This window comes from Arcticibacter sp. (assembly GCF_053551015.1).
Genome location: NZ_JBMQOB010000021.1, coordinates 38947 through 52152 on the forward strand (window position 1 = coordinate 38947; position 13206 = coordinate 52152).

The following is a 13206-nucleotide window of genomic DNA, read 5'->3' on the forward strand; positions in this document are numbered from 1 at the left end:
AATTAATTCAGTTCTTCCTTAACACTTCCACAGGTTGGCATTCCCTTGCCCAGATATGGATTTTGTATTTCTTTGGTTTCACTGAGCCAGTTGCCGCCCTTTCCATCATTATACATAGGGCAATTATCATAATACAGTTTCTGTCCGGCGCTGCCACCTGCCTTTACCAAGTCGTATATTTCCTGGCTTAATGTTTCAAAGTGCTCCCGTTGATGCTTGATGTTTCCGGCATTGGAACCGATATGCTCGGCGTGTTCTTTTGCATCATCGGCGACATCTGCAAATACTTTGGATTGTTCGGTAGTCAGGGAAGCGTTGTCTACTGCGGCAATTGCTTCCACCAGATTATTACCTGCCGTCGCAGCAGATTTATCATCGTCCTTAGTAAGGGCGTTTTTCAGTTCCAGGTAGGCTGTAACAACTTTTTTGGTGGAAGTTCCGGTAGTTTTCGCTTTTTCGGATGCTCCGGTTTTGGTCGTGTCAGTTGCTGTGCTGGCATTATCTGTTTTAGTACCGCTGTTACAAGCGGCGAATAAGAGAATGGCCATAGCAATGCTTAATATTGGTAGTTTCATGTTGTTTCTTTAGTTTTTACGAATTGTTTACCTGCAGCACTTCTTGACAAAGAAAAATTTGAAAATCATTGTCAGAATACTTCTTATTTTAATCATAGCTAAAAAGCGGAAACAGGTAATACCCTAAGCGAAAAGCTTAGGGCGTTTAAAATGACAAGAATTACTTTATAGTTTCTACTACCTTTCCGCAGGTTAGCATAGCGCTGCCGTAATACGGGTTCTTTACTGTTTTTTCACTGCTTAGCCAATTGCTCTTTTTCATCGGGCAATACATTTGATAAACAGGTTCAGCAGACAGTTTTGAAGCTTTAGCTAAAGCGATCATATCGGTCGAAAGACCAGCAAAATGCTCCCGCTGACTTTTGATATCTTTACTCGCAGCTATTTTGCCTGCATGTTCCAACAGTTCGTCACGATTAGTTATGGTTTTGGAATCGGCACCATTTAGGACTTTAACTAATTCCCCCGCTTTAGAGGCTGCAATAGCTGCGTTCCCGCCCACCAGGGCATCCTTAACGCTATAATATAAAGGAAGCAACGTAGGTGTTTGTGCTGTGGTAGTAGCGGCATGATCGTGTTGTGCAAATCCGGTTTGCACGAAGACAGTCGCCAAAAGGGCAACCATTAAAAATATTTTTTTCATTTTTTTTGATTTTAATTGAATAATTATTTAGCCGGAATAGATAATATTACTATCCGGAAAAAGACTAAACCTTAAATCAAATCTGAAAACTTTGTATGGCTATACGTACGTCAGGAATGGGCGGATGGTAATGCCAGACAAAACGTGCTTTAGGAACATTGACCGGAAAAGTGCCCAGATTACCTGTACGATAAACCGTAGGAGCCAAAATGAAAAAAGACAGTGATAGCAGGCTGTAGTCAAACCCTGGCTGAATTAATTTATCAGCTTTGGTTAATTTTGCTACTTCTTCCTTACAGCAGTTGTCTTTGGAGCTTTTGGATGCATGGTGATTGATGGCACTCTTATCATGTTCATGTTTAGCATGGTCATGGGGCTGATTGTTTTTATGAGTGTGCCCGCCGGAAGGAACTGTCTTCTGCTCCTTGTATTGCTCCCTGTTAAAGTCCATATCAGTTCCCACGGCACAAGCAAAACCTACTATCGTATTCAAAAGGAATACAAAAGTTAAAAAGGCCGCCTTAAACCGTATGGATGAACAGGTTTTCATTTATATAAAAGTAGAATATTGTCTTCTAATTACGTATTATCTCCAAAGATAGGCCGAACTTCTCATTTCGAACATACAAAATTTTGTAAAAAACATACATAATTCTTACCTGCCAATGGTAAGCAGGTAAGAATTATCAGACTGATCTAAGCGGCAGTTGCCATCTGCTCACAAGCTTGGGCGCATTTTCGGCAAGCCTCTGCACAAACTCTGCAATGATCCATGCCCATTTCGGCATGTTTTTCACATTCCTGGGCGCAGGCGTTACAAATATCAGCGCAAATACGGCATAACGCTTCACTGTACTCACTTCCTAAGCTCATAACTTCCGCTGCAGAACGACAGATTGCCGCACACTCGATATCTAACTGAATACAACGGGAAAACATTTTTACATCCTCTTCTTTTAAACATTCAGTAGCGCAATGGCTACAAGCTACTGCACAGGCTACACAAGCCTGGATACAGTCCTGAAATTTTTGATGTGACATAATTTACTATTTTAAAAGGTGAAACGTTTATTTATTATTGTTGGCCAACAACCACTCCTGTAACTCTTTGATCTCTTTTTCCTGATCTTCGATAATTTTAGAAGCCATTGTTTTCATCTCTGCATGGGTTCCATAATCCAGTTCCATTTTAGACATTTCAATGGCACTTTGATGGTGTCCGGTCATTAGGATCGCAAAGTCATGGTCTATTCTTCCGTTTATAATTTGCAAGTCTGCGTTACGTCCCATTTTTTCCATGCCCATCATCATCTTGGTATCGAATTCAGGCACATTCAAATGTGCTGCATGACCCTGTACAAATGTGTTTAGTTGGGCAATCTCCTGGGTTTGGGCGGTGATCATCTTTTGTGCAATTGCTTTCATCGTAGCATCTGTGCCACTTTTTAGTTCCGCATTAGCCATGTCAATTGCACCTTGATGATGCATTTTCATCATCATTGCAAAATCGTTATCAGGGTCTTTGGTCATCTGCATGGCGTTCATTTTGTCCATCATCTGATGCATGATGATCATCATTTGATTTTTGTCATGTTCCTGGATAGTGATCTGGTTGTCATCATCTTTACTGCATGCCTGTGCAAAAAATAATAGCGAAGCAAGGGATAATACTTTTAGTGTGTTTTTCATAATTGTAGGTATTAAATGAATAATTAGTTGTTGTTATTTAAGATTATACTTTGTCCAGTGGTTTCCTGCTATTTGATTTCATAGTTTTAAACTCCCTTGGAGACAAACCGGTAATTGATTTAAACTGGTTAGAAAGGTGCGCACTGCTACTGTAACCCATTTTCCAGGCAATTTCATTCAGGTTCAGTTCACCATATTGAAGCAGTTCTTTTACTTTTTCAACTTTCTGCTGAATGATAAACTTTTCGATGGTGATATCCTCGCTATCAGAAAACGACCTGCTCAAATAGCTATAGTCCTTATGCATACGGTCAGTAAGCACTTGGCTAAAATTGATGTGCAGTTCGGGCAGATCCGAATGGTGTATAAGTTCTATAATGATGTTGCGGATACGTTCAGTCAGCTTATCCTTGTCTTTATGGATCAGTTCAAAGCCAAGAACTTTAAGAGTCGCTGCAATTTCACCTAACTTATTACCGGAAGGGTCGGGATAGACAAGAGCTGTCCCAAGAGAAATTTCCGGGACCTGCAAGTCCAGGTGTTCGAGTTGCTGGCGTACCACCGTTATGCAACGGTCGCAAACCATATTTTTTATATGTAATAACATTTTTAAGATCAAGCTAAATGAAAAAACAGGACACACAGCATTCCTGGACTATAAAATAGTCTGAGCTTGATCAAATCAGAAGGGTACGGTTGGAAATGTAAAGTGGTATTTTTAGGAGACCGGGCGGTGCATTGCCCTTTGGCCAGTCCATCGGTTTTACCTCTTTGTGGGAAATAGAAAGTTCATTAAAATTGGTTGGGAAACTTAAAACAGCAAGGGCAGAGAAAAACGGGCTGCCCGCAGTCTGAATATTTTCGCTGACGGCATACTGGCTATGCTGGTCACAGCATTTACAGTCCTTGTCCTTAGAACATGGTTCCTCTTCATGGGAATGTGCCTTGCCCTGATCATGAGATTTGCTTTTCTCGCCATGATGATCATTGCTTACCTGGGGCTGAAGTACATACTCGCCTGTACAATGAAGCATACATACAAACATCCCTGTTGTCAATAACAGGTAGAATGCTGCAAAACCTATGGCACAGATTTTTTTCATTATTCAGGTAAGTACGTTAAGTACAATTCATTTACGTGTTTTGTTCAGAATATTTAATTGTTAGATGCAATTAAACAACATCTACCTTTCCTAACAAATGAGTGACTGTTTGTGAATATCATCAAAAAGCTACTGTTCAATACTTTTGCTATGAATTTTAACGCCTCCCGTGCCTTAAGTACTTATAAAGCGTCATTTTGGAAATCAGCAGTTCTTTTGCAATCTCATTTACCCCCTGGAATTTTGAGATTAGGGGGCATCATCATTATTTCACCCGTTTTTTGATAGAGCTTACTTATTATCTAGCTTCTATTAATACTTGCGCAAGTTCATCTGGTAAAGGACTTTCCAGTATTCCCTTTGTAGCCTTGTCAACATCATAAGCGACTCTTCTAAATTCTACTTTAATATTTTCTGGATCTAAAACAGAACTGCTTCTATCTATGGTCAATATGACGTAACACGCTCGTGGATCCCCGTCTTTTGGTTTTCCAACCGAGCCTAGATTGATTACATGTTTAAAAACATTGGCACTGCTTTCCAGTTTCCGATGATAGGGTTTATGGGAATGACCAACAAATAAAAGATCAGCATTTGCTTCTTCCATCATTTGCAATACCTGTTTTTCTTCGGTGTCAAACAACGTATATTCGTCTACGCTCCGGGTACTGCCATGAGCCATTACGATGTTTAATTTTTCACTGCCTTGCTTAAATGCCAGTTTGATGTGTGCCGGGAGCGTCAACAAATAATCCCGATGATGTTGTTCAATTAAGTGGTAAGCATATTTTTTGCCAGGCTCAATTAAGCTCTCTGGCGTAGTGATCAGGTTTTCTACCTTTAAGTCATGGTTTCCGGCAATGGTAGCGATACCTCGCCTTCGAATTTCAGCAATCACTTCATTTGGCCACACGTTGTAACCCACCAAGTCGCCAAGGCAGTATACAGCATCAGGTGCCTGCCCGTCTAGATCTTCGAGCATGGCCTTAAAAGCCGGAAGATTAGCATGTACATCTGAAAAAAGTGCAATCTTCATTATTGAATTGTTTCTAAGGTCTTAGAGGGATAGTATTTTTTTCTGAAGTAAAAAGCAAGGTTCACCAAGGCGATCAGTGCAGGAACTTCAACCAAAGGTCCGATAACTCCGGCAAATGCCTGACCTGAATTGATTCCAAAAACGCCAATGGCTACTGCAATGGCAAGTTCAAAATTGTTTCCGGTTGCAGTAAAAGCAATAGAAGCGCTTTTTGAATAATCTGCACCGAAATAACGTCCTGCAAAAAAGCTCATGACAAACATGATGGAGAAATAAATGACCAGTGGAATGGCAATTCTGACTACATCCATCGGGATGTGTACGATAAATTCTCCTTTTAAACTGAACATGATCACAATGGTAAAAAGCAAGGCAATAAGGGTAATTGGCGAAATCATAGGTACAAAGACATTATTGAACCATTCTTTTCCCTTAAGACTGATCAGCGCATATCTTGAAATAATTCCAAGGGCAAAAGGCAGCCCTAAATAAATCGCCACGCTTTTAGCAATTTCGCCAATGGTAATATTAACTTCCAGGCCTTTCAATCCAAAATAAGGCGGCAATACCGTAATAAAGATATAGGCAAATACACTGTATAACAAGACCTGAAAAATGCTATTTAAGGCAATCAGCCCAGCTGCATATTCCCGGTTTCCTTCGGCAAGTTCATTCCAGACCACCACCATGGCAATACACCTGGCAAGGCCAATCAGAATCAAACCCACCATATATTCCGGATAGTCTTTTAAAAAAATGATAGCTAAAAAAAACATCAGTAATGGCCCAATTACCCAATTTAGGATAAGCGAAACGCTCAATACTTTTGAGTCTTTAAATACTTCACCCATTTTTTCATAACTCACCTTTGCAAGCGGAGGGTACATCATCATGATTAATCCAATGGCTAAAGGAATGTTCGTGGTGCCGCTGGAAAAGGAATTGATGAAACCAGAGGATGAAGGCACGAAATAACCTATGCTTACCCCAAGAGCCATTGCAATAAATATCCATAAGGTCAAATACCGGTCAAGGAAACCAAGTTTTTTTCTTTCGGCCACTGGGGCGCAATTATTTGCACTCATTGTAATTACTCTGTTATATTTTTGGTAATAAAATCAGCAGAATAAACTTTAATCAAGTCTCTAACTCTTCTGAATTCGTTCATGATTTCTTCGTCTGTTCCTGTTGCTTTTGCAGGATCCGGAAAGTTCTGATGAAAGCGCTCTACCTTGCCTGGGAAATAGGGGCAGGCCTCGTTTGCATTATCACATACGGTGATCACTGCATCAAAAGGAATAGACAGGTATTCATCCACGTGGTTGGAGGTATGTGATGAAATATCAATGTGGTCTTCTGCCATGACCTGCACCGCTTTTGGATTTACACCATGGGTTTCGATCCCGGCGCTATAAATGTTGGATTTTCCTTCTGCATAATGGCGCAGGTAACCTTCAGCAAGCTGGCTTCTGCAGCTATTTCCTGTACACAGGACTAATATATTTTTCAATTTTCTTTAAATTATGGTTTGACTTCTTCTTTCTAATAGGACGGTATCCCGCCAGGTGCCATGTTGTTTTCCAATCTTTTCCCTAATACCAAGGATCCTGAAACCAGTTTTCTCATGAATTTTTAAGCTTGATGCATTTTCCGGAAAAATTCCAGCCTGCAAGGTCCAAATACCTTCCTGTTCACTTGCCTTGACCAATTCATTAAGCAGACCAGATCCAATACCTTTTCCACTAAATGCCGGATCAACATACACGCTCACTTCTGCAACCCCGGCATAAACGCATCTGGAAGAAACAGGGGTTAAAGCTGCCCATCCACGAACAGTACCATCCTGTTCGTCTACGAACCGACAGGTTTTTAAATGTGAATTGTCCCATTCCTCAAAGGTTGGAGCAGTAGTTTGAAAAGTGGCATTACCAGTCGCAATTCCTTTTTCATAAATTGATTTAACTTGTTCCCAATCTGAAGGAACTAAAATTCTAATCCCCATGCTGTTTTATTTAACAGCAGCCACCACCAGGAGTACACGCATTTGCATCACCTACCAGGTTTACCATTTCAATTTTTTCTTTTTTTGCTGGTATGCCGCATTTGTCCATGGCAAGGCAGGCAGTCGTTTTAGAGGTTAAAACAAAGTTATCCCCATCGAAGGCCAGGTCATATTTGCCAATGGTTTCAGATTGGTATTCTACTTCTATATCAAGATCTTCCATACCGATAATCTGCTCAGACAAGGAAATGATATTTAATAATTTTCCTGCTTTCAAACGGTGCTCAAAATCATTGGCATCCCAAAGCTGGAAATTAGCAACCTTTTCATGGCGTACAGTACCGCCACAGTCAATAAAGTCTTTAGTGATTACGCCAACTTCGGTAACATGGAAGTGTTCAGGCACAACCTGCCCGTTCTCTAGTTTAAAATTAACACTTTCTCTTTTAGTCAGGATTTCTTTAATTTCTGATAGTTTCATAACAGTATATTTAATATTGCAATTTAACGATTGATTTAATCTTTAAAAAAACTAACAACAGTCAGCTTCTTGTTTGTAAGCACCTAAAAAAGCGCCCATTTGGGTCTCTATTAATTTCCAGGTTATCGGATTGATACAATAACAAACGCTCACCCCTTCAATGGTACCTTGAATAATTCCAGCAGTCTTTAATTCCTTTAAATGTTGAGATATCGTAGCCTGGGCAAGACCCAGTTCTTCTACCAGGTCGCCACAGATGCAGGTATTTGAAGCAAGGATCCTCTGCAAAATTGCGATACGGGCTGGGTGGGCTAATGCTTTTAATAACGTTGCCAATTGGTTCTGTTCAGTGCTGAATATTTCTGTTCTTGTAAGTCCCATAACTATGTATTGCAATATTACGATATATAATTTAAAGCTGCAAGTTATTTCTAATTATGCCATAGGAACCATTCTCATTATATCCTCGTTATTTGATCGGCCAACGATATTGGTTTAAAGTGGGCGGGCTCTTCATCCGAAATGACGGGGAGCCTTCCTCAATTATCAGGAACTCATTCCATTAATCAAAAGCAGTTTTCTAGTTTTTGATAATGAGTAAATGATAGACGTTAATTGTATAGGAGCTTCAAAAAACGCTTTTCAACTATTCTCCGAAGCGTCAATGCCGATCAATTTCAGGCTTACAATAGTCTCGTAAAATGATACCGGCATTTGTCTCAATTTACTCACCTAGTCATGAGTTTTTGAGACTATTCGAGTCCATAGTGACTGTTTCATAGTGGGACAGAAGCCACGTGGAGGTGAAATATATCCGAAGGTGTCTAACATTATCATTATAAAAGGTGAAGTTTAGGCCGGAATGCCTAATTTGGGACCGACCATTTATTTCGGACCTGAAGTCTGATCACAGTAGATATGAATTATTTGAAAGTTTTAGCCGTTTGCGCAGGTGTTTTGATGTTTGTTGGATGCGCCTCGCAAAAGAATGTTCAGCGACGAGACGTAGAGCAGATTGATTACGCACGGGAATTAAGCAATACCATTTTATATAGATGGCCTGATTCTTTGACTCGCCTGGACGGCAAATCAGCTGGCTGGTCTTACGACATTGGCTTGTATCTGGACGCTATTTCAAACGTTTATGAGAGAACCGGCGATCAGAGGTTCTTCGATTATATTCAGAAACAGATGGATCGGTTTCTTTTGCCAGATGGGAAGATCAAATACTACGGGCAGGAATTGTATAACATCGACTATGTCAGGAATGGTGAGATTATGCTGTATCTATATGAAAAGACCGGACAGCGGAAATATGCTGACGCGGCTAAGTATATCAGACAGCAGTTGTACAAGCATCCGAGAACGAGCGAGGGCGGTTTCTGGCATAAGAAAGTATATCCTTATCAGATGTGGTTAGACGGCTTGTATATGGGGCAGCCTTTTTATGCTCATTATTCGAGTCAATTTAACGAGCAGGAGAACTTTGATGATGTTGCCAAACAGTTTATCCTCATGGAAAAGAATGCCAGGGATAGTAAGACGGGTTTACTTCATCATGCCTGGGATGAGAAGAGAGAACAGAAGTGGGCAGATCAGGTTACCGGCAAGTCGCCGAACTTCTGGGGACGGGCGATGGGTTGGTATGGCGTAGCATTGGTGGATGTGCTGGATTATTTTCCGAAGGATCATCCGAAGAGAGGTGATTTGATTGCTATTTTAAACAGATATGTGGAAGCTGTCGCCAAGGTGCAGCACGCGAAGAATAATGTGTGGTATCAGGTTCTGGATCAGGCACGCAGAGAAGGGAACTATCCTGAGGCATCCGCTTCTTCGATGTTTGTTTATACGATGTTGAAAGGTTCAAGATTGGGTTATATTCCTCAGACGTTCAAAACGGCTGGCTTGAAAGGCTATGATGGGCTGATCAGGGAGTTCATTGTGAAAGGGGAGGATGGTCATTACCATCTAAACGGAACGGTTATGGTGTCGGGTCTAGGCGGAACGCCTTACCGCGACGGTACTTACAACTATTATATCAGCGAACCGGTTATTCAGGATGATCCGAAAGGGATGGGGGCATTTATCCTGGCGGCTAATGAGAGGCAGCTGGCCGGGAAATAGGGATATGCCAGAGGTGCTCGGTTATTTGTAAGTGGCTTACTATCTGAAAGCTATATTTGAACATTCGTCCTATAGAATTAATGAAAATGAGCCATCGTTGTGTCGACGGGTAAGTATCTTTATCAGATAAACCTAATTGCCTGAACCAATGAAAACCTGTATCCTCTTTCTTCTTCTTCTTTTCGGAGCGTGTTTATGCACGTCAGCTAAAGATCGTGTGATCACCAATCCTGCTTTCGAGTTGAGTGCAACCGGCATTACACATATTGCGAAAATTGAACTGAACGATCGTGAGACCCGCGTGCATGTTCGTTCGACGTTCATTCCGAAGTGGTGGGTGAAATTTAGTAAACAGACGTTTATTAAGGACAGCAGATCCGGTGAGAAGCTGTTTGTCAAGGGGATCATTGGTGGCGAGCTGGACAAAGAAATGTATATGGGAGCCTCTGGTGATTCGAGCTTCGTACTTGTTTTTCCATCGCTTCAAAAGGGTATTAAGAAAATTGACTTAGGTGACGATGCTGAGACCTTGATCTTCGGTATTTCCCTGGATAAAAAAAAGAAAAGGACAAAGGGGGCGAAGCAGGTTCCTGTAAAAATACAGGAATGGATTGATGCAGAACTGGCTAGGTCTAAGGTGAAAACGCTCGTCGACTATCAATCTCCACAATTCTTTTCACACGACACAGCCCGATTAGTCGGTTATATAAAAGGCTATGATCCCCGGCTAAATTTTTATACGGGTATTATTTATGCTAGCAATAAAATCACCTGGGAAGATACGCCTGTGATTGTGCGTATCCACGATGACGGACGATTTGAAGCGGATATACCCACGGTGAATCCAGAGTACACGTACGTGCGGTTTAAAAACAACAGAGTACGCTTCTATATTGAGCCGGGACAGACACTTTCCATGGTACTCAATTGGGACGAGTTTTTAGTGGCCGACCGGCTTGGCAATAGACCTTACGATTTCAAAGATGTGCAATTTGCAGGACCGGCGGGACAGGTCAATCAGGAGCTCAATAATGCCGTTCTTAAGCCTATGGACCCTACCGTGTTTCAAAATTGGGTCAGGACATTGACTCCGGAGCAATTTAAAGCCCAGCAGATGAGCTCATGGCGGATAAGCAAGGACGAGGTAGAGGAACAAATTAAAACGCATCATTTTAGTCCGCACACCCAGCGAATTCTACGCAATGAGGTGGCCATGGAAAACGCTTCTGCTATGTTTGATTTCGTTATGAACAGGGAGTCGGAGGCAAGAAGGGAACGCGCCAATTCAGTTCTGAAGATGGAGCCGGATTCGTCTTATTATGACTTCCTTCAGGATCTGGATCTAAATGACCCAAGTTTGATCTTGAGCTCCCGTTTCTCGACGTTTATCAATCGGTTCGAATTCAGTACGCCGATCAGTGGTATCAAATTCCAAACGGAAGAACCATCTCGTAAATTTTTGCATGAATATTTATTTGGCGACCTGGGATTAAAACCTACTAAGGAAGATCTAGCTTATATAAAATTCAGGAAGGACCTTACACGCGCGCTGGATTCGGGTATAGCGGTGCCCCAACGGGATCAAATGATCAAGGAGTTTAATGGGGTTGCAGAGGCCTTTTCTAACCGATACAAAGCGTACATGCCTGCTTATGAACGTGCACATCCTGCGCCCAGGAAGATCCCGTTAGCAGAGAGGGAACTTCGGAATTGGCAGAGGATTGACTCGGCGGTCTCCAGCTACTACGGACTTAAACCTAACCTTATTTATGAAGTAGCCAAGGTTCGTGCATTGAAATTTTTGTTTGAGAAGGTGATGAAGAAGGAGGACGCATCAGTATTCCTGACATCATATGAGAAGGGTTTATCCAGCCCCTTTCTTGCCAGTGAAGCCCGCAGGATGTTTAACAAAGCATATCCGCTTACCCCGGTGGCCGCTTACGACCTTCCTCCGGGAAAGGCCACTGATGTATTCCGGAAGATCATCGAGCCGCATAAGGGCAAAATGCTCTTTGTAGATTTTTGGGGGATCTATTGCGGTCCCTGTATTGCTGCTATAGAGAGGAACAAACCTTTGCGCCAAAAGTACAAGGGCGGGGAGGAGCTTGAATTTCTGTTTATAACATCTGAGGAAGATTCACCGCAGGCCAGATATGATGAGTTTATAAAAAAGCACGAACTTGAAAATACGTATAGACTGTCAACTGATGAGTACCGTTATCTTCGTCAGCTTTTTAAATTCAATGGGATACCGCGGTATATTGTGGTGAATAAGGATGGTCAGATCGTGAACGATAACTTTGAGATGCACAATTTCGAATTTGAGCTGCAAAAGTTACTGGCAACGAAGTAGGGATCGATCGGGGTTAAGCAGTAGATTTTAGATCATCGGCGAGGGACGCCGTCTTTTCTTAAAAGATCGAGAGAGTCACGAAAGCTTAACTGATGACTCTCTTATCATCAACGTGGGTTCCAGGACCGTGATGGAGCCGGCTTCTATTGCGGCCTTGTTTAGAAGATGATCGATCATTTTCTGTGCTGCCAATTCTCCCATTTCAATGCCGGGATAATGCATCGTGCTTAGTGAGGGGGTGACGTTACGGGAGATGATGTCGTTGTTGAAACCTGCAACGAGAATATCTTCCGGTATCTTCAGGTTGAGCTTTTTCAGCGCATTCATACAGCTGACGGCGGCAATGTCGTTGGCTGCGAATATAGCATCTGCCTTCCATTCCAGAATCTTACGGACTTCGCGGTCTCCGGTGTTTTCGTCCAGATTGCTGACGATCAGTTGCTTCTCATCGACCTGCAGTCCGTTTTCCTTATGGGCCCTCAGGAAGCCTTTGAACCGGTCGGCATAAACGTTGATGTCGTGCGTGCCACCAATGTGGACAATGCGCTTTGCGCGGTGTGCGATCAGATGCTGGGTGATTTGATAGCCGGCTTTTTCGTTATCGATACAAACGCAGGCGGTGGAGCTGGTGGGTACACGGTCAAAGAACAATACCGGGATATGTTTCTTGAAGAAGGGTTCGATATGGTCTATACTCTTGGTGTCACCCGACAAAGACATCAGCAGACCGTCTACACGATTAGCAAACATGGTTTCGACGTTCCTTATTTCTTTCTCCCTGCTTTCTAATGACTGTGTGATGATGAGGTTAAAGCCGTGATGGTTGGTGACTTTCTCGATTCCGGCGAGTACATTGGAGACGAAGTTACTGTTGAGACGGGGGATGATCACACCGATGGTATTGGTCCGTCTGGTTCGAAGTCCCGCAGCAAATGCATTCAGTTGATATCCCATCTCGCGAGCTGTTTCTGCAATTTTCTTCTGCGTCTTCAGACTAACGGTGTGGTGACCTTTTAAACCGCGACTTACCGTGGAAGGCGCAATATTAAGGCGCTTTGCAATGTCGTAAATAGTCGTTTCCCTGGAATCCATCTTGTTGCGAAGTTAGCTCAAATTATTCTTAGAAAAGGCAATAACAATCGATTGTTATTTCAGATTATTGTCTACTTTTACATTTATAAACAAGGAACCTAAACGATC

17 protein-coding genes are annotated in these 13206 nt (G+C 42.1%); 2 read left to right on the top strand and 15 right to left on the bottom strand.

Annotated elements, in window-relative coordinates; all coding sequences use genetic code 11:
- Window positions 1–2: 2 nt before the first annotated feature.
- From ACO1NU_RS13985 to ACO1NU_RS14050, 14 genes are all read right to left on the bottom strand, one after another.
- Window positions 3–575, bottom strand: a complete 573-nt coding sequence (locus ACO1NU_RS13985; protein WP_448819111.1) for a DUF3347 domain-containing protein — start codon at window positions 573–575, stop codon at window positions 3–5.
- A gap of 160 nt (window positions 576–735) precedes the next feature.
- Window positions 736–1218, bottom strand: coding sequence for a DUF3347 domain-containing protein (locus tag ACO1NU_RS13990; protein WP_448819112.1), 483 nt, complete (start codon window positions 1216–1218; stop codon window positions 736–738).
- Window positions 1219–1294: 76 nt separating this feature from the next.
- Window positions 1295–1711: a hypothetical protein gene (locus tag ACO1NU_RS13995; RefSeq protein ID WP_448819113.1), complete on the bottom strand. Its 417-nt coding sequence runs from the start codon at window positions 1709–1711 to the stop codon at window positions 1295–1297.
- Window positions 1712–1914: 203 nt separating this feature from the next.
- The gene (locus tag ACO1NU_RS14000; protein ID WP_448819114.1) at window positions 1915–2259 is read right to left on the bottom strand and encodes a four-helix bundle copper-binding protein; all 345 of its coding nucleotides are present in this window, start codon (window positions 2257–2259) and stop codon (window positions 1915–1917) included.
- A gap of 27 nt (window positions 2260–2286) precedes the next feature.
- Window positions 2287–2907: a DUF305 domain-containing protein gene (locus ACO1NU_RS14005; RefSeq protein WP_448819115.1), complete on the bottom strand. Its 621-nt coding sequence runs from the start codon at window positions 2905–2907 to the stop codon at window positions 2287–2289.
- Window positions 2908–2950: 43 nt separating this feature from the next.
- Entirely contained in the window at window positions 2951–3514 is a 564-nt protein-coding gene (locus tag ACO1NU_RS14010; RefSeq protein ID WP_448819116.1) for a helix-turn-helix domain-containing protein, read from the bottom strand.
- 70 nt (window positions 3515–3584) lie between these two features.
- Entirely contained in the window at window positions 3585–4010 is a 426-nt protein-coding gene (locus ACO1NU_RS14015) for a hypothetical protein (protein ID WP_448819117.1), read from the bottom strand.
- Window positions 4011–4167: 157 nt separating this feature from the next.
- Complete coding sequence (locus ACO1NU_RS14020; protein ID WP_448819372.1) at window positions 4168–4260, bottom strand: helix-turn-helix domain-containing protein; 93 nt, start codon at window positions 4258–4260, stop codon at window positions 4168–4170.
- Between the two features lie 48 nt (window positions 4261–4308).
- Window positions 4309–5046 (bottom strand): metallophosphoesterase family protein, encoded by a 738-nt coding sequence (locus ACO1NU_RS14025; RefSeq protein WP_448819118.1) that lies wholly within the window; start codon window positions 5044–5046, stop codon window positions 4309–4311.
- On the bottom strand, window positions 5046–6131 hold the full coding sequence (gene arsB, locus ACO1NU_RS14030) for an ACR3 family arsenite efflux transporter (RefSeq protein WP_448819119.1): 1086 nt from the start codon (window positions 6129–6131) through the stop codon (window positions 5046–5048). The genes ACO1NU_RS14025 and arsB overlap by 1 nt, the downstream gene beginning before the upstream one ends.
- A 5-nt stretch (window positions 6132–6136) precedes the next feature.
- Window positions 6137–6556 (bottom strand): arsenate reductase ArsC, encoded by a 420-nt coding sequence (locus ACO1NU_RS14035; RefSeq protein ID WP_448819120.1) that lies wholly within the window; start codon window positions 6554–6556, stop codon window positions 6137–6139.
- A 6-nt stretch (window positions 6557–6562) separates the two neighbouring features.
- Window positions 6563–7048, bottom strand: coding sequence for an N-acetyltransferase family protein (locus ACO1NU_RS14040; protein ID WP_448819121.1), 486 nt, complete (start codon window positions 7046–7048; stop codon window positions 6563–6565).
- Between the two features lie 10 nt (window positions 7049–7058).
- Window positions 7059–7529: a DUF6428 family protein gene (locus ACO1NU_RS14045; protein WP_448819122.1), complete on the bottom strand. Its 471-nt coding sequence runs from the start codon at window positions 7527–7529 to the stop codon at window positions 7059–7061.
- A gap of 51 nt (window positions 7530–7580) precedes the next feature.
- Entirely contained in the window at window positions 7581–7910 is a 330-nt protein-coding gene (locus ACO1NU_RS14050; protein WP_448819123.1) for an ArsR/SmtB family transcription factor, read from the bottom strand.
- Window positions 7911–8447: 537 nt separating this feature from the next.
- Between ACO1NU_RS14050 and ACO1NU_RS14055 the strand changes: the two genes are divergently transcribed.
- On the top strand, window positions 8448–9653 hold the full coding sequence (locus ACO1NU_RS14055; protein ID WP_448819124.1) for a glycoside hydrolase family 88/105 protein: 1206 nt from the start codon (window positions 8448–8450) through the stop codon (window positions 9651–9653).
- 148 nt (window positions 9654–9801) lie between these two features.
- Window positions 9802–12006 (top strand): TlpA family protein disulfide reductase, encoded by a 2205-nt coding sequence (locus tag ACO1NU_RS14060; protein ID WP_448819125.1) that lies wholly within the window; start codon window positions 9802–9804, stop codon window positions 12004–12006.
- Between the two features lie 75 nt (window positions 12007–12081).
- Here ACO1NU_RS14060 and ACO1NU_RS14065 read toward each other — a convergent pair whose 3' ends face one another.
- A complete protein-coding gene (locus tag ACO1NU_RS14065) occupies window positions 12082–13098 on the bottom strand; it encodes a LacI family DNA-binding transcriptional regulator (protein WP_448819126.1) in 1017 nt (338 codons plus the stop codon).
- Window positions 13099–13206: the final 108 nt, after the last annotated feature.

Coding starts and splice junctions, on each gene's coding strand:
- ACO1NU_RS14040 (WP_448819121.1), bottom strand. CDS start 7,048: ATGGGGATTAGAATTTTAGTTCCTTCAGATTGGGAACAAGTTAAATCA.
- ACO1NU_RS13985 (WP_448819111.1), bottom strand. CDS start 575: ATGAAACTACCAATATTAAGCATTGCTATGGCCATTCTCTTATTCGCC.
- ACO1NU_RS14045 (WP_448819122.1), bottom strand. CDS start 7,529: ATGAAACTATCAGAAATTAAAGAAATCCTGACTAAAAGAGAAAGTGTT.
- ACO1NU_RS13990 (WP_448819112.1), bottom strand. CDS start 1,218: ATGAAAAAAATATTTTTAATGGTTGCCCTTTTGGCGACTGTCTTCGTG.
- ACO1NU_RS14055 (WP_448819124.1), top strand. CDS start 8,448: ATGAATTATTTGAAAGTTTTAGCCGTTTGCGCAGGTGTTTTGATGTTT.
- arsB (WP_448819119.1), bottom strand. CDS start 6,131: ATGAGTGCAAATAATTGCGCCCCAGTGGCCGAAAGAAAAAAACTTGGT.
- ACO1NU_RS14025 (WP_448819118.1), bottom strand. CDS start 5,046: ATGAAGATTGCACTTTTTTCAGATGTACATGCTAATCTTCCGGCTTTT.
- ACO1NU_RS14000 (WP_448819114.1), bottom strand. CDS start 2,259: ATGTCACATCAAAAATTTCAGGACTGTATCCAGGCTTGTGTAGCCTGT.
- ACO1NU_RS14015 (WP_448819117.1), bottom strand. CDS start 4,010: ATGAAAAAAATCTGTGCCATAGGTTTTGCAGCATTCTACCTGTTATTG.
- ACO1NU_RS14005 (WP_448819115.1), bottom strand. CDS start 2,907: ATGAAAAACACACTAAAAGTATTATCCCTTGCTTCGCTATTATTTTTT.
- ACO1NU_RS14060 (WP_448819125.1), top strand. CDS start 9,802: ATGAAAACCTGTATCCTCTTTCTTCTTCTTCTTTTCGGAGCGTGTTTA.
- ACO1NU_RS14065 (WP_448819126.1), bottom strand. CDS start 13,098: ATGGATTCCAGGGAAACGACTATTTACGACATTGCAAAGCGCCTTAAT.
- ACO1NU_RS14050 (WP_448819123.1), bottom strand. CDS start 7,910: ATGGGACTTACAAGAACAGAAATATTCAGCACTGAACAGAACCAATTG.
- ACO1NU_RS14010 (WP_448819116.1), bottom strand. CDS start 3,514: ATGTTATTACATATAAAAAATATGGTTTGCGACCGTTGCATAACGGTG.